Source organism: Streptomyces griseobrunneus (assembly GCF_046713465.1).
Taxonomy (GTDB): Bacteria; Actinomycetota; Actinomycetes; order Streptomycetales; family Streptomycetaceae; genus Streptomyces; species Streptomyces microflavus.
Genome location: NZ_CP177080.1, coordinates 3,025,273 through 3,044,354, shown reverse-complemented (window position 1 = coordinate 3,044,354; position 19,082 = coordinate 3,025,273). Strand labels below are relative to the sequence as shown.

Here is a 19,082-nt window from a genome sequence, read left to right as displayed (position 1 = left end):
CCCCCGAACATGCCTTCAAACCCGCTGGTCAGAGACTTTGGCATATGCCCCGGCGTTCACGGCTGAGGTTGGTCACCTGAACGCTTCACAGCGTAGTCAGGTAAGTGCACGCTGGAAGCCGATTGAGTGGATACCCCCCACCAGGAGCGCTCACATGACCAGCTTCCCGCTGCCGACGGTGCCCACGGTCGCAGACGCGACCGCGACCGCGACACGACTCACCCGGGCATTACGGAGCTGTGGTGTCTTCCTGGAACGGGTGAGGCCCGACTCGGTGGAAGGCGTTCCCGTGGTCGCGGTTCACGGCTTTATCAACGTCCTGGCTGCAAGCCGCCTCGCAGAGAAGCTGGAAGCCCTGGGGGACCGCCCGAGCTTCACCCTGGAGAGCGTCAGGCCTCCCGGGACACTTCCGCTGGAAGCACAGCCGAACGAGGTGCAGGTGGGTGACTACCTCCCTCTTGACGAAGGCTGCTTCGGCATTCTCAACCTCCGGGGTGCAGGCGTCAGCGGCCGAATCGTGGAACTCGACGGCAGGCAACCTTTCGTCATGACTGGCCCCCGGATCATCTTCCGACGGGCCGAAAAGTTCCAAGGCTCAACCTCGCCATGATTCTGCAATCGGTCGTCGGCCCGTGCTGGCTCGGATGTGGCAAAGAATCCACGTGGTGCCGGTGGTTCGGTCCCGTACGGACAGCAGCGGGCGACGGCGACATATTCGCTTGCGACGACTGCATTGCCCGGGTCGAACGGATGGTGTCCGAGCAACTGGCCCGCCGAGACGCAAGCGACCTGAACGCCCGGTACACAACTAACCGGGACTACGTGTGACCACACCGCCACGACGGCCCGCCTCGGTCGGCCTGCTCTGGAAGTTTCTCGTAGCCCCGACTGCGGCACTGAGTACCGCTCTCATCACCTTGACCCTGCTAGGGAGGCTCTGAAATGACCAACCCCGAGACCATCGAGACCGACCTTGTCGGCGCGCTGCTCACCGCAGAAGAGGCCGCGCCCACCCCGCCCTTGTTGAGTCACAGCTTCGGCGCGCAAGTCCTGATCCGTGACCCCCGGAACCGCATCCTCATGGTCAAGCCCGTGACACAAGAAATCTGGCTCCTGCCTGGCTCCCTCGGCGGAATTCGGGATGGTGAAAGCGTCTCCGACGCCGCTGAACGGGAGCTGCTGAAGGACACCGGCGTGGTGAGGACCGTTACCCATGTCCTGTCCGTGGATCAGGTTCCCAGTGTTCCCCGTGCACCCCTGGACCGGTTCATCTGGGTATGTGACGGCGGAGTCGTCACCGTCGATGAGGCCCACGGGACCCGCCTTCCCGATTCGGCCAAGCCTGTACTGGAGGGGCTTAGCTGGATCAAGCTGGGCGAGATGCCCAACTACACGTCAGCGCCGCAGCTCAAGTGCATCTACGAGGCCATGGTTAGCGTGGACTTCGGCTTGGGAGTTCCCCTCCTGGAATTCGGTGAACGCGTCGAGACCTGGAAGCCGGCCGCCGCGTGAAGCTCCGCGACGCCTCAATAGACGGCCTCGTCAGGAATGACTCGGTCGGACCCGACTATTTCGAAGAGTCCGACCGCGAACAGGCTATCGACGCTGGCGTCGAACTGGTCAACGCGCTCAGGCGCTTTGGCGTGGACTTTGACGGCGTCGGAGTCTCGCCGGTCTGCCACACCTGCACTTCCGTTCCCGACGCATACCGGGTCGAGCTGGGAAGCCTGCACTTCAAAGATGCCGAGAAGATCGCCACGCAGCTCAACGGTTTCGCGGACGAGTTTCAACGCATGCGTGACCGGCTCACCGAGGACAAGCGCGCGCCGCACCTGAAGCAGCCGGAGCAACGGCCTTCTGGTGAGCAGAGTGGGCCGCCAACGTAGCGGAAGAGGCGGCGGCCGAGCAGAGGCCGCCACACGTGACATGAGCCCGTGAGCGGCACCCCTAGTCTCCCGTCCCTGCCGGACGTGGCCGTATTCGAGGCTCCCCCGTACTCGATGCGGTATCTCGGCGGGGACGGGGCTCGACCCCCGCTTGTGACGGAGCGGGTAGCCCGAAGAAAGTGCTCCACTCATCCAAGGAGGAACACAGAATGACGGCAACTGAAACCGAGCTGCGGACCGGCCGTTCCCTGGTCGAACCGGAACTCTTCAGCAGCATCGTGGACTTCACCGTGATGCACTTCGGCCACGACCAGGGCAAGGCGGAGCACGCGACGGACCAGGCGCTTGCCTTCGTCGCCACCGTCGCCACGGCCACGGTCAAGATGGTGCCGAGTGACGACGTGGACAGTGCGCTTCACGCGTTCATCCTGCACACCCGCGCGTACCGCGAGTTCTGCGAGACGTACGCCGGTCGCTTCCTGGAGCACAACCCGCGCCCCGGCACGGGGGGAAGGGTCCTGGGAGAGGTGCAGGCGACCGCGCACGCCATGAAGGCGGCCGGATTCATGGTCCTGGACGACCTGTGGACCGTGAACGGCGCGAACGCCGCTCAGTGCGACTCCGACGACGGACGCGACTACTAGTCACGCCCTCGGCCGGTACTCTCCGGCTCGTGAATTGAGTGCAGCCGGCTCCCGCTCCTTGGGGGTCGGCTGCATCCGTCGAAAGGTAAGTGCATGGCCTCCCCGGGCCCTTACGAACTCCCCCCTTCTGCTATCGAAGCCCTTCGTCCGCTGTCTGCGCGCTTAGTCATGAACAGGCGCGGAACAACCCTCTGGGAAGTCCGGGCACCTGACCAGTATTACGCCGTGAAGATCGGCTATCCCACCAAGACGCACTCGTGGACGGCCCTCGCCCCGGGCCGAGAAGCCGCCATCCTCCGACAGCTCACGTCGGAGAAATTCCCTTCCGGCACGTGGGAGCACGGCACATGGGGCGCACAGCCGTGGCGGCTCGGCAGCAGCCTCTATGAACTCTGGGAACCGCACCGCACAAATCAGGAACCCCCGCAGCCGGACTTGCAAGAGGCCGTGTCCTGCGCCGCAGCACTGGCCGAGTTGCACCGAAAGCATTGGGTCCACGGCGACATTCAGCCCGCACACCTGATCATGGGAGGTACGGGAACCTTCCTCATCGACCTTGCCCTAGCCCAAGGCGGACCAATCCCCGCTGATCTGGATTTCGCATACAGGGGCTGTCTTGTTCACTACGAGGCCCCGGAGATCGCCCGAAGCGTGCTTCAAACCGGTTTCGCCATACCCACACGCGCGTCAGACGTTTACGCCCTTGGCGCGTCTCTGATGATCAGTGCCACAGGGCAACGACACGTCGACTATCCCGACGACGCCGACCGCCGAGACCAGCGGAAATCCATCGCATACGGGCCCGGTCGAGCAGTCAAGATTCCGGGTCAACTCGGTCGATTGGTCTCGGCCATGATGGCGCGGCGGCCAGGAGACCGCCCAACAGCCGACGACGTATGCCGACAACTGGCCGCCTTTCTATAGGCCACTACACCAGCCCTGAAATACTGCACGCGCGCACAGGAGAGCAGCAGTGAACCACGAATCGGCCGACCCCCTTCCCGACCGTAAGGGCCTAGCCCGCGTCCTTAAGGAGGAGAGAGCCCTTCCTGCGGAATGGGCTTCGGCCTTCGCCGCTGTCCCACGAGAATCCTTCTTGCCGGATACCTTCTGGCCCTTCAACATCGAGAATGGGCGTGCTGTCCGGGTAAGCCGATCCGAGAACCCCATTTCCTGGTTCCGGTACGCCAACACAGACATTCAACTCGTCACGGAATGGGCAGCCGGCCCGGGAGGCGGGGAGGTAGCGAACTGCCTTTCCCCTAGGCCATCCCAATTGTTTCCCATGCTCGGAGACTTGGGCGTCACGTCCGGGTCCAGAATCCTGGAAGTCGGGACAGGTACCGGCTGGACCACTGCCCTTCTTGCCTACCGCGCAAGAGCCGAAAACATCGTCTCAGTGGAATTCAGCTACGAGGTAGCCCAGCAGGCTCGAAAGATGCTTACGAACTACGGGACTTCCGTGAAGGTGGTGATCGGGGGTGGGCTCAAGGACTACTTGGGTGACCACAGATACGACCGGATCGTGGCCACACGCGCCGTTCATGAGATCCCGGCCGCGTGGCTGCGGCAGAGCGACCCCGGAGGGCTCATCGTCGCCCCCTGGGGGACCCCGTTCGGCACGGGCCGCGCCGTGGTCCGGCTGACAGTCGGGAAGGGCGGAGAGAGCGCTACAGGGCGTTTCACGCGTCCGACCGACGCCCCCACCCTCCAGTCTCACCGGTATACACATCCGGAGCCTGCGCGGAACGTTGGCATCCCGGCGGCTATTGCCAGCACGACATCCACCGACCTGACAGCAGATGAGCTGTTGGGGTCGGAGCAGAGTCTTCAGCGGTTCACCTTCGGCCTCCTGATCCGCAACTGCACACACGCTGTCTCCACGCAGCCGGATGGGGAACCGGCTCTGTGGTTGTACGGACTCAATGACCGCTCGTGGGCCTGCGTCGCCTTCAAGGAGGGGGCCCCGGCCAAGGTATGGCAGCACGGCCACCGGCAGCTCTGGGCGGAAGTCAAGGTTGCCTACCTCTGGTGGGCAGCCCAGGGCCGCCCCGGGTATGAGCGCCTGGGCCTCACTGTCGATGCCGAAGGGCAGAAGGTTTGGCTCGATGACCCAGCGAACTCCTGGCCCGTCTGACCTGCAAGGCCTCGCTCTCCGTGGGCGGGGGCGCCGTGCTCGGAGATATTAATTCTTTCTCGGCAGCAACACAGGTAGCGACCGCGAGAGCCGGGGCCTCACCCACCCGACAAGAGGGTGGTGCCCACCGAGGCCGGGGCCGAGTTCGTCACCCAGCTCGGCCGGCTCTGGCGCTTCCCTGCTGCACCGAGGTCTCTGGAGATGAGTCCCCTGAAGACGATGAAGGTCCCCTGTCCTTCGCTCCACCCGGTCTCAGAGTTGCGCCGACGAGAAATCAAGATGCAGCGGAATCAGGAGCGCTTGGCGGAGGTGGGAATTATGAACCGCTGCACGCGATCCGGGATTCACTCGGATCACGTCAAGCTGCTCTCGATCAGGCAGGACAGGCAGGGTGCCGATATCGGAGTTTGGCATGTCTGGAGTGATCAAGAGAGAACAGATTTCGTCAAGTGCGGCTACTTCTGCCAGGTCCCTCAACGGCAGGGGCGTACTTCATGCCTGCTGTTTGAGCGTCACCTAGGTGAATGCCAGATCAGCTAGTCAATGTACTCAAGTGACCTTCGGCCGCCTCTTGAGGGCGGCCGGGGGCCTCTCAAGACACTCCAGGGCAGGGGGTAATACCCCTGCCCTCACTAAATACGTAGGTGTCCGCTGCCTGGTTTCGTGACAGGGCTGTGGTCAACCTCACGAAGGAAAGAGTCTGAAGTGGATCAGCTACCTGATGACGCCCGCTACACCTGGGTTTACGAGGATAGGGAGGGAAAGCCGCGCTGCGAGAACGTACGCGGCACTAACCTGGAGCACTGCCTCCCTCATGCCATGTAGCTCAATCCTGGGCTCACGCCGAAGTTGCACCGAAGGATGGTAGGCGATGAGCTGAGTTGGCGATTCAACGAGGACAAGCGGATTCCCAAATGGTGGCGTACGACGAGCCGGCGCAAGCCGCGGTGATTATTTGAAACCCGTACACAGTCGAAGGAAGGCGCCCCCCTGCGGTACCCGAGAAGGAATTACATGCATTACCCCGGGGTGTGTTTATGGTGAGAAAGAATTAATATCTCGCCCATGTGAGCGGGTTATTTGTTTCTCGGCATGGGGGTGGGGGAGAGGGCGGGGTGGGGTGAGAAGTAATTAAGTGAGGTGAGTCACAGGCTTTTGCCTGTTGACTTTGTGTGCGCGTCATGCATGACAGCCAGGAATGCAGACCTCCTTTCGGGGTGTGTCTGTGAGCCTGGCTTTTCTCATTTCAGGACATAGGACGCGCCTTAAATGTCTGACTCTCAGTCAGAACCGCATATGCAGGAACCTTGCGTATACAGGTTTGGGCTATATGCCGGAATCCGAGGATCAGGCTTTAGGTAAAGAGTTCCTTTGGTTGTGCGCTTGTGATTCGGGGCATAGTGGACAGCTTTGCAAAGAGAAGGTAAAGGCTTGTCAGTAGGGAAGCTAGGGGCAAAGTAGGGCAAGTGGTGCACTCTTCTGGTCCGTGACGCTCTGACCTCTCCTTATGTCTTTACGCGTGCCCGTACTGGCTCCCATCTCGACCGTGTGAGCCGACTTGTCAGTTGGGAAAGGGTGGGGCAATGTTCAGCCCGTCACCAACCGCCGCCCACCGGGGCGGCAGAGCGAAAGGCAGGCAAGCGAATGAGCGCACGGTCCCCACCACACAGAGCGCGGGTGAGTGTCCACCACTCACCGGGCCCGGAATCGGCCCTGAAAGCGCGGTAGACGGCTTAACAGCCCTCTCCCCACGGATTCCTACTCCTCCGCGTACGGCGTCGACACAGACGGACCGCGTAGCCACCTTGAGAACTGAATACATAGGCACACGCAGGACCGGAGAACGGTCTCTGTGCTTCCAAGATTCCCGAGCGGCCCCGAGGGCGACGCGATGACCGGTCTAGAGCGCGAAAGCGTCGGATGTGCTGAGAAACCGGAGGTGATCATCCGGGTAATGAATAGATCAATGTGCGTGACAGCAGACGGCGAACCGAATCAAGACCGACTGCTACAGAAGACGTGCCAGCAGCACCCTTGGACGCCGTTCTAAGGACTCCCGAGACCCGGATGGGCCGGTTGCAGTCAGACGGCATGAGAGGGCGCGAGGATGCCGGTAAGACGCGTCTAGTAGTAGCTGAGTGGCGCTGCCTAGTAGTCGCTGTATGACACGCATGCATGACGTTTTGGGTGGGCGGATACCACTTGAACCTGTCAATGGTTGTCGTGAGAGGGGAATAGGCGCGGGCTCCCGAAAGGTGACCCCGTGATGACCCGTTAGGACTTGTGAAGCTCAACAGGATTCGCCCCCCGTGCTTTACCTGATTTGCCTACGGCTCATGTTCTCGACATGGCGTGTCCAGGCTCCGGCCGGTCATGGTGACTGATACTCACCCGACCGCGTGAGCGGGTCTCTAAGCGGCTGAGAGCACATGAGTCTAGGGGAGAGCCGGTAAGGCGCTTCCGTGGCCCGTGCGGGGCCACGTTGACCTATTGAGAGGGCTACAGGTATGCGACTGAGCCTCATTAAGTACCGCTGTAATCAGTTGGGCTGCTGGCAGACAGCATCCGTTGCCCGGACGTACGTCCTGGAAGGACGGCATTTCGTAGACGATCCTGCCTGCCTGGAACATGCGGGGGAGTCCTTCCCTTCCGCCCTTGAGGGGGACTGGCGTCCCATTGCGTTTACGGACACGGACCTGCGAACGCTGATCAGTTACCGGCGCATCCTGGACTTTCAAGTAATCGGAGAGGTGTGGCTTTGATGCGCGTACTGGAGATCCATAGCTTCTCTCTCGTCCTGAGTGAGTGGCTGAGTGACAACGTCAAGGTAGACGTTCACCTCGACCGACGAGAAAACCTCGTATGCCGGAGCGAAGTCACCTTCTTCATAGGTGACAACGTCTTTGACGGGGGGCCGTGCCCCGCACAGCCGGGGGAAGAGTGGGAAACCGGTCTCGCCCGGGTCAAGTGGTGGCTCGGCGGAAACGTGAACTACCGGGCCAACATCATTTTCCCGCAGCACGGATATTCCGCGATGTACTGCACCAACATGCCTGGTTGTAACTGTGAGCATCACAAGGAGAGCGACAATGCCTGACAACTGGCGTGAGAGGACAAAGGCGCAACTTGTTGCGCTCGAAAGCGCACAGAGTGCAGATGATGTGCTTCGCATCCTGCCTGTGGTCCCGGGCGTCTCGGCCGGTGACGGATTTTACGAACTGTCCGGCAGTGATCCGAGTGTTTGGGACTCCCTGAGAACGGCAGGGTGGGTTCAGATATGGGCCGTGGCGTCCTACTACTACGCGATGCGTGCCCCGGACGGGTCGGTCATTACCTACATTGAGGGCGACGTATACCGGGGGGACCGTCGTGGCTGAATGGGAACGCTACTTCTACTACGAGCCTGCCGATTACATGGCGTGTCCGGGCCACATGGGGGAGGCTCTGGCCGGATGGTTTCCAGAGACTGCGGAGCGGGTGGGGCCGTCTCTCTGGGGGCACTATGACGTTGACTCCCTCCTCCCGGCCTTGCTGGAATCCGGGGAAGTGTTGAAGACGCAGTTCCGGCGGATCGGCACGCGTATGGGTCCCGTCGAAAACTACTGTGCGTCGCTGCACTAGGGGGACGAATGAGGTTGCAAATCACCGTCACGGACACCGGTGAGTCATACGATTACGACGTAGGGAATGAACAGGAGAACGCAGCATCGGAAAGGTTCCTCGGTACTGTCTGGCCACTCTGGAAGTGTCCCGGCATGGTGCGGACGGGTACATAGGTCCGCGTGTGGAACTGCGCTGGATTCCCTGACGGGATCTGTAGGTTCATCGGAGACACGTCCCGTACGTGTCTCCCCTTGCCCCTACAGGTACTAGTGAGAGGAAGCCATGAGGCTTTCTGAGTTCATCGAACGAGCGGAAACCATCCTCGCGGAGGACGGGGATATGGAGGTCGTAGTAAGTCAGCGTCGCAACCCGGACATGGTCGCTGCCGACATGTCCATTGAGTCTGAGAGCGACGGGGAACGAGCCCTGCTTATCCACTAGGGCCATTCCTCATACAGGGCGCACGAGCCAAACGGGCCGTGCGCCTTTCTCATGCCCGAAACCAGAAAGGAGTTACAGCGTGAACGCGTGGCAAGAGGCCGGGCGAATGGCTGCCTACTACTTGGGAACGTCGCTGCCTGCCGAAGAGATCAAGCGTGGCGACATCGTTACGGGATTCCACCGGGAACCCATAGCCGTAATCGAGTCGGCCCCGGTCCCCCACCCGACCCATGAGGGTTGGTGGACGTACGAAAAGGCGAACCGGTACGGGGTCGGTACGTACGTCCTCACGGACGGCGGAACGGTGAGCGTGGGCCGAATCCCCCTCACCTCTCATGACCCCGGGCCGTACCGGCGACTCCTCGGCGCATGGGCGGCCCCGTGCGGCTGCTTGGTCAACCGGGGTGAGCACTGCGAGGAATGCGGGCCCTACAACGGGAACAGCCCGCTCTGCATCAACAACAAGGGAGCCCGAACGTGAAGAAGTCCCTCCTGTGGCACGTCTACGCCGATGGCGAGTGGTTGGCCACCGAATACGACGGATACGCCCCCGTGAACGTGATGGTGGGCGAACGCATGGTGCCGGTCGTCTACCGGCACTTGCCCGGCGATTGTTACCGGGATGAGTGCAAGCACTTGCTCGTGTGGGGCTAGGGCTGTCTGTAGCGGACCAATATCAAGGGCAGGAGAAGTGCAGACGCGGCGGCGTCCGATGCCACTCCTGTCCCTGGTGTTGAGCCTCTAGAGATCAGCTCGGAGGCCCTGCGAAAGGGCACGCACGTGAGTGTCAAGTTCAGGTGTGAGAGCACCGACGAAGCGGATGTTCTCCGCCTTTCCGTGAACCTGTACGGGACGGTAGCGCTGCCCGCGATGGGGATAGACCCCCGGACCTATGCCCTGCCGATCCAGGGGAGTGCAGGGTTCGGGTGGGATGCAGTCCGGGAGGTGGCCTACAAGATGGGCCAGGGCGTCACGGTGACCATGTCGTCACGGATGGCGGAGGCCGTCCGCGAGGCCCTGGCGCACAAGGCACGACTCTCAAGGCAACACCTGGCCGGCCGCGACCAGGCGCGGGCCGAAATGGCGGGGCGGCTCTCTGCCCGCATGTCCGCCTGCATCCTGCATGCCACGGGTGCGACCTCCCACGTTCGCCGTCCGTCGCAGGCCATTGCCATGGATCTCCGGTTCCACGTGTACGCCAGTGAGCCCGGGGCGACGTGCAACACCTACCCGTCCGGGGCCGGAAGTCCCCCCGTTCCGGCCCGGTACTCCGAGGAGCAGAGAGCGGAGAACGCCCGCAAGCGTGACGCCGTCCTCGCGGAGTGGGCCGAGACCGACCCGGAGGGACACGACGGGTGGCGCAGGGCCTCGGCGGAGCTGTCCGCCGGTTCGGAGGCCCCCCGGGCGGGATGGGCGGCTCTGGTCTACGAGCGCGACGGAATCCGACTCGTCGACCCGTGCGCGCACTGCCGTTCTTGCCGGGCACGTCATCGCTAGGTGGGGAGTTTGGGGCACGGGCTCCCCGTGCCTCTTGCGCTCCATCTAGTGAGAGGACATGCGTTATGACCAGTCAGCAGACAGGCGACTTCCTGTGTGAGGTCTTCATGCGAAAGGAGAGCCCGGGGCACTGCCCCTTCCCCGGCTCCGTCGTTCGGCACACGGGATACCAGGGAAAGCGGCTCCGGATGATTCTTTGCGGAGGGCATGCCGGACTCTTCAAGGACTGGGAAGTCAAGCCCATTGAGGAGTACCGGCAGGCCCACGGGCTGACACCTGATGCGGCGATCATCGGGAAGCGGATACTTCCCAACCCCTACTTCACCAACTTCGTGGAATCGGCCGCGAATGCCGAGACGATGACAGAGCGGAACATGTGGATCGCCATGCACAGGGCGGCCCGCACATTCGCCGAATTCATGTACTGGCAGGGCCATTACGCGAAGTACCCCCTGGACCTGAACGCGCAGACACGCGACGGTGCGCGGAGTGGCTGGGATACGGCACAGGAACGCGCCGTAGGCATGTACGCCGTGTACACCCGAGAGGACCACGGCAAGGAAGAGACGGAACTCCCGGACTACTTCCTGCACTCCATCGGATGCCTTGCGGCGGAGCTGCTTTCTCGCAGGCCGAGCTAACGTAAAGGAGAGATCGCTATGTCGGACACAAATCCGGAGATATCGCCGGTGCTCAAACAGGGGGCGAACAAGCGGAACCTTGACGCGGCCCGAAAGGCAGTAGCTACCGGCCGGTTCCATGCCTGGACCCTCGTCGGCCCATACATGGGAAGCGATACCCATTCCGAGTGGGATTGCGAACTCGGGTGCGGGTGGAGAGGGAAGAAGTTCTACAGCCACATCCGAGGACGCACCGACAAGGCAGGCAACTGGACTCCGTGTCACAAGACGCGGCACCCCGGGTGCATTCCTGCCGATCAGCAGGAGGCCGCTTTGAAGGAGTGGCGCACCCGCAACAACCTGATCTAGCCGGATGCGTTTGAGGCACGGGGAACTCTCCGTGCCTCTTGCGCAACCTACTAGCGAAAGGATGTCACGTGGACGGAAACGTGCCCAACAACTTGGCGATCGGAATATGCGCCACGTACAACGTGCGGGTCCATCTTGAATGGGACACCCGCGCATCTGACGTTCAGCTTCTCGTGTACGAGGCTGACACCCTGAAAGAACGTCGGGCATACCGGGCCTTCTGCGATGCGCTGCCGAAATCCACACCGGATTGCGCATGGCTTAACACGCTTACGGTCTCCATGCTCCAACTCGTTGACATAGACGGCCCCGTAACGATGTTCCTCGGGGATCACGGGGCGCTAGCAAAGTTCGTTGCCCTCTGGGGCGACTACGAATGGGACCTCGTGGTGGACAGCACGACGAAAGGGGAGACGCATGCCTGAGAAGGAGTATGTGGAAGCTGCTGTGGCCCCGCTGCCGAACCTCCCCGATGCCCTGGTGGCCGTCCAGTGGACCCGGGACACACCGGGCGTCCTGGTGACCATGTGCGGCCCCGGGTTGCTGGGAGCGGAGGAACTGGAGCTGCCTGACCTGTGGATGCCCCACCACCCCTACCGGGGTGAGGAACCGTTGCCGACGGAGGCCCTTGAGGCGGTCCTCCAGGCGCAGCCGGACAGCTCGGTCTTCGCCGCCATGGTCCTGGAATCCATCACCGACCGGTGGGAGTGGTGGCCTGCTAGCTCCGTTCCCGGCAAGGACCGTGAACGCCTCCGCATCAACGGGGATTAGCCCGTGGGAGCGGTAAAGAACTTCACTCTGGACCTACGGGAAGCCCGACTAGCCGGAGAACATGCTTTCGGACTTCCGGGCGTGCGGCAGCGGGCAGACGCCTACCGAAATACCCGAAACGACTTGCGGGCCCTAGCAGCCCGCTACCATGACCCCGTTGCGGCCTTCACAGTATTGATGCGTGAAGCCGTGACGGCATATCTGGGAGGACGGGCACAGACCGAATGAAGCGAATCGGAATGTGGGACCTCATAATTGAGCGTGCCTCTTGGAAGTTGGAAGGCGCCACCCTCCGGCTTGAACTGACGGAGACAAGGACGGGCGTCAGGTTCGTGACCGTGCAGCACCACTACTTGGGCGACGAATTCCCCACGGCTTGGCGGCAACCCCAACCGTATGGTGCCGACGAGCACCCGGAGTCGCTAGCCCGGTTCGGGGAACTGTTGCGCGGCTTCACTGAGAAGCATGGTGAACCTACGGAGACAGCGCAGATGATTGACCCCCGGTATCACGCGGACAGGGGCGCAGTGCTCCGCGAGGTGAGGTTCGCCGGCCTCGAAATCTCAGAATCGGATGTACTGCCCTGTCCTGAGACAGGGACTCTCACCGTTAACGGGATGCTGTGGTGGGAGTGGCTTGCGGCGATGGTCAGCGAATGAGTGAAATCGATCGCCCGGCATCGCGTGGTCCGGCTGTCGGGTTCCCCGGGGAGCAAGTTCCCCCAGACGCCCCGGAAGTTACCTTCGGATATTTCGAGTGCCGCTCGTGCGGCGCGGTATCCGATTGGGTGAAGGCGAACGAAAAGGGGAACCTGCCGACAACTTGGGACGTTGACCACAAGCGAATATGGCGGCATAAGAAGTTCTACATGTGGACCATCCAGCGCAACACGTCGCAGGTGTTCTAGTTCATCGCGTGAGCCGCTTTGGTGAGGGGCAACGATTCGTCGGTGCCCCAATCCATAGATGCTCAGGCTAGGGAAGGGTGAGGATGAAGGTTCTGAACGGTCGGCTCGACCGGTTTGAGGAAATGGTCTATGGGCCTATCGGGCGAGCAGTGCAGCAGGCCAAGCCGCATACCGAGGGGGACCCCATCGGGGTACTGGCAGCGACTTACGCCATGCTGTCATCGGCTTTCGCGGGTCAGGTCCTATTGCCGGGTGGAACTCGCCCCGCTCTCGTCTGGACAGTGCTTGTCGGCAAGTCCTCCACAGGCGGAAAGGGAACGGCCTACCGGGTTGCAGGAAAGATCACGGAAGATGCCATCGGGAGCTATCTCGGGGTTCGCACCAAGACGTCAATCAAGAATGCGCCGACCCTCGTCCGTGTCTTTACTCAGGCAATCCAGGAGTCCAGCGGCACCGAGGCCGGGGAAGACAGCCGAATCTTCATGCTGTGCGACGAATGGGGGAGCACCCTCAAGGTGCTCAACCGGGATGCACAGTTTTCGGAGCACTTGCGCAAGGCGTGGGATGGAAGCTCCATCAGTAACACCATCAAGGGCAAGACGAAAGGGGAGGCGGAAGAGGAGTGGATTGACAAGCCTCTCCTGGGGTTCCATGCCCACATCCAGCCGGGCATCTGGCCGACTGCCATCAGCCGAACCAATGCACTCGGGGGCGACTATAACCGGATGCTTCCGGTGGCTATCGAGGAGTGGCAAGAGCTAGACGATGTTGCCGGATTGAACGCCGAGCCGGAATCCTTGGTAGAGCCGTCCGCCGAAATCGCCAACGCCTACGAATGGGTTCGCAAGGGCGCGGCCAAAGAGATGAAGTATTCAGACGCTGCGGGGCGGGAGTTCATCGCTGCACGCAAGGCGCATAAGCGCATCGTCGCCGAAGAGGACGAGCACGTTGCCAGCTACTTCGTCAGAGCCCCGGAGAATATTGCCCGGATCGCCTGCCTGCTGACCGCCACGGAACGGAAAACAACGATCTCAGTCGGTGCCGTCCGGGCTGCACGAGCCTTCGTTGAATACTCTCGGGAAACCGTTATCGAGTTGGCGAAGATGCCTTCCCTGGTCGCCCGGTCGAATCAGCCAAAGACCCTTGAGCAGAAGATCCGTGATGCGATTGGGCGTGATGGCAGACGAACCCGAACTCAGCTCTTTAGTGCGGTGGGCAACCGGCACACTCACGGCGAGATTGAAGAGACGGCGTCCCGGATGGCAGATATCCGACGCACGGAGGAGCCGAACGGCCGCCCCGGGCCCAACCCTGTGTATTTCGACTTCGCTCCGGAGGAACCGGAGAAGGAGGAGCTGGAACCCGCTGTGAAGGTCGTCCGGCAACGGGCGGCGAGGATGCCGGTTGCCGCCCCGGTGACTTCCACCACTCAGACGTCAGTCAAGGCGACGGTGGCACGGAAGACAGCGGCGAAGAAGGTCCCGGCGAAGCGGGCCCCCGCGAAGAAGACGGCGGCAGCGGAGCCACCCGCGAAGAAGGTCCCGGCGAAGAAGGCTCCCGCCAAAAAGGCCACCGCGAAGAAGACGACCGCGAAGCGCACCCCGGCGAAGAAGGCGGCAGCCGTAAGTGCCACCGGTCAGGGCGATCTCTTTAACTAGCACGAAAGGGGGGTGAGTTGTGGATCTCTGCGAGGAGGAGAAGCGGGCCCTCGGGTTCATGTGGCGGGGAGACCGAACCATGATCAACGGATTCGGGGTGAAGCTCCCAACCGTTGAGGCGCTGAAGGAGAGGGCGCTTATCGATCTTCACGTACACAGTAGCCGTCGCAAGTGGGCGGCTGTGCTCAACGAAAGGGGGATGGCTCTCGCCCCACAGTTCAGCGACTATCGAACGGATGTATCCGTAGACCCGGGTGAAGCCACCCGGGCCGTAATGGTAGAACTGTGCAAGCAGCGTCCCGAGAAGGGGCCGTTCGATGAGGTCTGGCATTCGCTGGACCTGTCAGACCCGGAACGTTTCACGGCCCAAGCGAAGCGATGGGTATCCGATAAGTCGGGGCTACCCACGCGAATCATCAACGCAGCCGTTTACACAGACCTGTTGGACTCGTTTCGCGAGTCAGAAAACCTCCCCCCGATAGGTGGGGGAGCAGAAGCTAGGGAAGTAGAGAGAGTGCCGGAGAAGGAAGCGCAGCAGGCGAAGAAGCCTGTTGCAGCGAAGAAGGCGGCAGCGAAAAAGGCCCCGGCGAAGCGGGCACCCGCGAAGAGGGCAGCGAAGAAGGTCCTGGAGCCCGAGGCCGTGACCCCGCAGCGGGGCGTGATGGTCCTGGGGGAGGACGGTTTCCACCGGCTCCCCTGCCTGACCCCGGCGAACGTGCTCCTGGGGTGGACCCTGTACGACTCTCCCACCGGTAAGCCACTGCGGAACGAGTGGATCTAACCGACTGCCCGACATGAAGGGGAGGCTGCACCTGCGGCCTCCCCTTCGTCGTACCCGAAAGTCGAAACGTGCGACCCATGTACTCCCACCGGGTCTATTGGTCCGGAGTCCCACCGGGGTAGCCAGTCCTCCACCCCCGACTATCCCTTGAATTACCCCTGACTTGGTGAACCGTGCGGCGGTCGCCAGAACATGAAAGGCATGACCATGGCTCAGAAGGTTGAAGTTCTCCTGATTGACGACGTCGACGGTACGGAGGCGGATGAGACCCTGACGTTCGGTCTCGACGGCAGGGTGTACGAGATCGACCTCTCGGTAGTGAACGCCGCCAAGCTCCGCGAACTGCTGGAGCCCTTCCGCAAGGCCAGCCGCCGGATGAAGGCGGACGGCGGGTCAGCTCCGATACGGAAGGCCAGCGGTTCGGCTAAGGGTGGCCCGAAGTCCTCCGAAGTGCGTAAGTGGGCCCGCGAGAATGGGTTCAAGCCGATGGACCGAGGCCGCATTCCGGCCGACATGATGGAGGCGTACAACAAGGCGCACGCCTGATCCGGAAAGGCTGCAAAGGTGAAAGGGCCCCGGGTCGGGGCCCTTTCCGTCAACTGGCCTGATTCGAGCCGGACATGAACGTATTCGGTACCGCAGGGCGACATCCAAGGAGGGGGCCACAATGGCACTTCAGCAGATTCGAGTGTGTGACATCACCGGGGAGAAAGAAGGGGTGGAGGTCCAGGAATTCGAGGTAGATGACCGGAAGTACCGAATCGATCTCACCCCGGGGGAACAGGAGAAGCTGTCAGGCCTCCTGAAGCAGGCGCTCGAAATCCGGGAGGCGCTTCAGGTGTACGTGGAGAAGGCCGAAGACACGACCCCGGGTCAGCCCATGCTGCCGGGCAAGGTTGCCAAGAAGGATGACGGACCGGACGCAACTGCTGTCCGCCGGTGGGCGAAGGAGTCCGGCCACCTGATCGGCGGGGAGCCCATCCCGGACCGGGGCCGCATCCCGAAGGCCTGGAGGGAGGCATACACCGAGGCCAAGGAGAAGGAGGCTCTTGCTCGGGCCCTCCCGCATCTGGCGGAGAGCAAGGCCCCTGGGGTCGAGGAGCCTGCCAAGGTCTCCGACGCGTCAGCAGACAGCAAGTAGGTAGAGGGTCGCCCTGGTCCCGCGTGAGCCACACGCGGGTGTCGGCAGCAAACCGGTTCGAGTCCGGTCCAGGGCACGTGAAGCAGCGCGGCCCCGTCCAGGGGCCAGGTGCTCGTTCTCGCCCCCCGGGCGGGGCCCGCGCAGCGACACTGAGAGCAAGAGAGAGGGACAGTGTGTATCGGGTAGCGAGAGAGGCCGTATGCGGCGGCCTGGAGGCCGATTACGGCAAGGCGTACGCGTCCGGCCTGGCGACCACGGTCGGCCTGGCCGTGCAGGCTGAGAGGGCCGAGAAGAAGCCGACAGCGGCGGCGAAGTCTCGACTCCTTGGCCGGCTGGAGGGACGCCGGGAAATCTTGATCAAGATCATCCAGGATTCCATCGTCGGGCCCGGTGATGAAGAGGGGGCTCGCAAGCTCCTCCAGGGCCACGAACGGCAGTACAGGGAGGCCCTGGCCGAGGACGAGGCCTGGATGGAGAGAAGGGCGTGAGCAGCCGTTCAGAGAGCCAGGCGCCCCCGCCTCCCGATTGCCGACGCTGCGAAGCAGCCCCCGGTGAGACGTTCTGCCGGATCTGTTCGCAGCCGTTCTGTCGGAGCTGTCTCTCTGACCATCACCACTCGGGCCACGGAGTGCCCGAAACCCGCTCCTGGTAGCCGGAACTAGCAGAATGAGACATACGCAGTGAGTGAGATCGCGCGCATCGAGGCGCTGACCAAGAAGGCCCGGCGTCGCCCGGCCTTTGACGAGATCATGGATTGGTCCAACGAGTTCCGGGAAGGCCCGCTGTCCAGTTACGAAACCGCAGCGGGTACCGTGGCTGAAATCCAGGAAGGCAGCGAACTCTTCAAGTTCCTTGACTCCCTTGACTCTCTGGCCGAGGAAGGGATGATCTCCGACGCATTCGCGGGGAAAGTTCGTACCCTCCGTGCGGCCGTGGACGAGGTAGCCGGAGAGGAGAACCCTTTCGAACAACTCAAGGCGCAGTGGGAGGCCTTCGAGGAGAAGCAAACCGAGATGGAGAGGGCTTTCGATAATCCGAAGAAGTACGAGGCCGACGAGAAAGACGCAATGTGGGACGAGCTGACGACGAGCCTCGGTGATATCTCCGACACACTGAAAGTGCTGGTTTCCGGAACGGAAGAGAGCGCGTCGTGAGTGCGCTCCCTAATGGGATAAGGTCCGGCATACGGGCCGCTGACCCCGACTCCCTCTATGACATTCTCGTCCTGGTCCTGGATCAGATAGGGACACGAGGTGAGTCAATCACCGTCACCGGCGGCGATATGCCGCAGCTAGCCGGCCAGCGCGGCAAGGTGGTGTACGCCAGGGAAACGAATTCCTGGCAGCGGCTTCCCCTTCAGTGAGAGGTAGCAGACATGGCGCAGTGCGATTCCGGGAACGGCCTGACCGAAGACGGCGCGGGGCTCTGTCTCCGGACAGCCACCTGTCAGGTTGAAGAGACGCGTGGCGGAAGGGTCACCATTCACAATATGTGCGGGGGATGTGCTGGCCACTGGACGCTAATGCACCCCACGACCATGGTTCTTATCAAGGAGGCGAGTTGAAGAACTTCAAGGTCCGTTGGGTCGAGGACGGCCGAGAGCGCGTGTCGGTCGTGGCGTACGACGAGCGGAGCGCGGAGCGTCGGGCGGAGGAGCTGGGGCCCCTGGAGGGCGTCAGCAACGTTCGCGTCGTGCCCGTCGCCCCCGGGGCCTGAGAGCCCCGCTATTCGTTTCAGTGCTCGTAACTGCCCCTACCTGATGCGTTTCTGACAGCCCTTTAATGGACCCCACGGGAGATCAACAAAAGTGGGTCTAGCCCTGCCGCTCTACCGAGCCGGCAAAGGATTGGGAAGTGGGGGCCCGGAGCCGTATCGTGGACGCTGACCAGTCAGACATTCACGGGGGCCCGCGTCAGTTTCCGGGGGCCAGTGGAGCGAAAAGAAGGGCCCCGCCGTTTCTACGGCGGGGCCCGGGGTGCGTTATGAGCAATTCCAAGATGACCGACCCGAACGGGATCGGGACGGCAAGACCTCTCTCGCCTGAGATGCGGAAGCTGGACAAGATGCGACTGATAGCAGTCGCTGAACCCATCCGGCATAGTGAGCGAGAGGGCAGGAGTGTTAGCCTCACCGAGTTCAGTGATCCTGAGTCCGGGAAAACCCGGTGGGCCGTTGAAACGATCGAATCCTACGGGCTCATTCGCGAGATACGTGACTCCGACGACGAGGCCGCAGCCGGCCTGTGGGCCGATGCCGAAATCGCACGCCTTGGGCTCATCTAAGCAGCGGTACAAAAAAAGGGCCCCCTCCGATTGGAGGGGGCCCTTTTTTGTTTCTCAGTAGTGGTGATATAACCGTCTGACTAGCTGCCGTACTTGTCATTCTTGTACTCGTCCATGGCGTCCGCTGCGTTGTCGGCCCTGGCCTCCATTCGCGCAACCTCCTCCGTATCTCCGGCGAGCCGTGCAGCCTCCGCCCTATTGACGGCATCCTCTTGAACCCGGGAGGCCATTGAGAAGCCCGTCCCGGTAGAGATTCGTTTCCAACCCATGGCGGGAAGCTATCCAGGAAAAACCGTTTACAAGATCAACAAGCTTCTGATCACTCGTTCGAGTGGTTGACCTCCT

23 protein-coding genes are annotated in these 19,082 nt (G+C 62.2%); all 23 read left to right on the top strand.

Going from position 1 to position 19,082, the window contains the following annotated elements:
- Positions 1 to 154 precede the first annotated feature (154 nt).
- The 23 genes from ACK8N7_RS13490 (at position 155) to ACK8N7_RS13380 (ending at position 18,737) form a co-directional block, all read left to right on the top strand.
- Positions 155 to 610: a hypothetical protein gene (locus ACK8N7_RS13490; protein ID WP_500442506.1), complete on the top strand. Its 456-nt coding sequence runs from the start codon at positions 155 to 157 to the stop codon at positions 608 to 610.
- A 332-nt stretch (positions 611 to 942) separates the two neighbouring features.
- Positions 943 to 1,512, top strand: a complete 570-nt coding sequence (locus ACK8N7_RS13485; RefSeq protein ID WP_500442504.1) for an NUDIX domain-containing protein — start codon at positions 943 to 945, stop codon at positions 1,510 to 1,512.
- Complete coding sequence (locus ACK8N7_RS13480; RefSeq protein WP_500442502.1) at positions 1,509 to 1,886, top strand: hypothetical protein; 378 nt, start codon at positions 1,509 to 1,511, stop codon at positions 1,884 to 1,886. Before ACK8N7_RS13485 ends, ACK8N7_RS13480 begins: the two co-directional genes overlap by 4 nt.
- A gap of 209 nt (positions 1,887 to 2,095) precedes the next feature.
- Positions 2,096 to 2,530 carry a UCP032817 domain-containing protein gene (locus ACK8N7_RS13475; RefSeq protein ID WP_500442500.1) on the top strand — a complete coding sequence of 145 codons (435 nt, stop codon included), beginning with the start codon at positions 2,096 to 2,098 and terminating at the stop codon, positions 2,528 to 2,530.
- A 225-nt stretch (positions 2,531 to 2,755) separates the two neighbouring features.
- Entirely contained in the window at positions 2,756 to 3,454 is a 699-nt protein-coding gene (locus tag ACK8N7_RS13470; protein WP_500442498.1) for a serine/threonine-protein kinase, read from the top strand.
- 49 nt (positions 3,455 to 3,503) lie between these two features.
- A complete protein-coding gene (locus ACK8N7_RS13465) occupies positions 3,504 to 4,667 on the top strand; it encodes a methyltransferase domain-containing protein (RefSeq protein ID WP_500442496.1) in 1,164 nt (387 codons plus the stop codon).
- A 2,761-nt stretch (positions 4,668 to 7,428) separates the two neighbouring features.
- Positions 7,429 to 7,764 carry a hypothetical protein gene (locus tag ACK8N7_RS13460; protein ID WP_500442495.1) on the top strand — a complete coding sequence of 112 codons (336 nt, stop codon included), beginning with the start codon at positions 7,429 to 7,431 and terminating at the stop codon, positions 7,762 to 7,764.
- On the top strand, positions 7,757 to 8,044 hold the full coding sequence (locus tag ACK8N7_RS13455) for a hypothetical protein (protein WP_500442493.1): 288 nt from the start codon (positions 7,757 to 7,759) through the stop codon (positions 8,042 to 8,044). The genes ACK8N7_RS13460 and ACK8N7_RS13455 overlap by 8 nt, the downstream gene beginning before the upstream one ends.
- 1,144 nt (positions 8,045 to 9,188) lie before the next feature.
- Positions 9,189 to 9,365: a hypothetical protein gene (locus ACK8N7_RS13450; RefSeq protein WP_500442491.1), complete on the top strand. Its 177-nt coding sequence runs from the start codon at positions 9,189 to 9,191 to the stop codon at positions 9,363 to 9,365.
- Between the two features lie 291 nt (positions 9,366 to 9,656).
- Positions 9,657 to 10,208 (top strand): hypothetical protein, encoded by a 552-nt coding sequence (locus ACK8N7_RS13445; RefSeq protein WP_500442489.1) that lies wholly within the window; start codon positions 9,657 to 9,659, stop codon positions 10,206 to 10,208.
- Between the two features lie 65 nt (positions 10,209 to 10,273).
- Complete coding sequence (locus ACK8N7_RS13440) at positions 10,274 to 10,849, top strand: hypothetical protein (RefSeq protein WP_500442487.1); 576 nt, start codon at positions 10,274 to 10,276, stop codon at positions 10,847 to 10,849.
- A gap of 416 nt (positions 10,850 to 11,265) precedes the next feature.
- Positions 11,266 to 11,622, top strand: coding sequence for a hypothetical protein (locus ACK8N7_RS13435; RefSeq protein WP_500442485.1), 357 nt, complete (start codon positions 11,266 to 11,268; stop codon positions 11,620 to 11,622).
- Positions 11,615 to 11,968, top strand: a complete 354-nt coding sequence (locus ACK8N7_RS13430; RefSeq protein ID WP_500442483.1) for a hypothetical protein — start codon at positions 11,615 to 11,617, stop codon at positions 11,966 to 11,968. The genes ACK8N7_RS13435 and ACK8N7_RS13430 overlap by 8 nt, the downstream gene beginning before the upstream one ends.
- A gap of 224 nt (positions 11,969 to 12,192) precedes the next feature.
- On the top strand, positions 12,193 to 12,627 hold the full coding sequence (locus tag ACK8N7_RS13425) for a PDDEXK family nuclease (protein ID WP_500442481.1): 435 nt from the start codon (positions 12,193 to 12,195) through the stop codon (positions 12,625 to 12,627).
- A 331-nt stretch (positions 12,628 to 12,958) separates the two neighbouring features.
- Positions 12,959 to 14,533, top strand: a complete 1,575-nt coding sequence (locus ACK8N7_RS13420; protein WP_500442479.1) for a DUF3987 domain-containing protein — start codon at positions 12,959 to 12,961, stop codon at positions 14,531 to 14,533.
- Between the two features lie 19 nt (positions 14,534 to 14,552).
- Positions 14,553 to 15,314: a hypothetical protein gene (locus ACK8N7_RS13415; RefSeq protein ID WP_500442477.1), complete on the top strand. Its 762-nt coding sequence runs from the start codon at positions 14,553 to 14,555 to the stop codon at positions 15,312 to 15,314.
- Between the two features lie 207 nt (positions 15,315 to 15,521).
- Complete coding sequence (locus ACK8N7_RS13410; RefSeq protein ID WP_500445742.1) at positions 15,522 to 15,860, top strand: histone-like nucleoid-structuring protein Lsr2; 339 nt, start codon at positions 15,522 to 15,524, stop codon at positions 15,858 to 15,860.
- 121 nt (positions 15,861 to 15,981) lie between these two features.
- On the top strand, positions 15,982 to 16,455 hold the full coding sequence (locus ACK8N7_RS13405; RefSeq protein WP_500442475.1) for an Lsr2 family DNA-binding protein: 474 nt from the start codon (positions 15,982 to 15,984) through the stop codon (positions 16,453 to 16,455).
- 173 nt (positions 16,456 to 16,628) lie between these two features.
- Positions 16,629 to 16,943 (top strand): hypothetical protein, encoded by a 315-nt coding sequence (locus ACK8N7_RS13400; RefSeq protein WP_500442473.1) that lies wholly within the window; start codon positions 16,629 to 16,631, stop codon positions 16,941 to 16,943.
- Positions 16,940 to 17,107, top strand: coding sequence for a B-box zinc finger protein (locus ACK8N7_RS13395; protein WP_500442471.1), 168 nt, complete (start codon positions 16,940 to 16,942; stop codon positions 17,105 to 17,107). Before ACK8N7_RS13400 ends, ACK8N7_RS13395 begins: the two co-directional genes overlap by 4 nt.
- A 28-nt stretch (positions 17,108 to 17,135) precedes the next feature.
- Positions 17,136 to 17,609 carry a hypothetical protein gene (locus ACK8N7_RS13390; RefSeq protein ID WP_500442470.1) on the top strand — a complete coding sequence of 158 codons (474 nt, stop codon included), beginning with the start codon at positions 17,136 to 17,138 and terminating at the stop codon, positions 17,607 to 17,609.
- Between the two features lie 406 nt (positions 17,610 to 18,015).
- Positions 18,016 to 18,171 (top strand): DUF8636 domain-containing protein, encoded by a 156-nt coding sequence (locus tag ACK8N7_RS13385; RefSeq protein WP_500442469.1) that lies wholly within the window; start codon positions 18,016 to 18,018, stop codon positions 18,169 to 18,171.
- A gap of 266 nt (positions 18,172 to 18,437) precedes the next feature.
- On the top strand, positions 18,438 to 18,737 hold the full coding sequence (locus tag ACK8N7_RS13380; protein WP_500442467.1) for a hypothetical protein: 300 nt from the start codon (positions 18,438 to 18,440) through the stop codon (positions 18,735 to 18,737).
- The last annotated feature ends 345 nt before the right edge of the window (positions 18,738 to 19,082 follow it).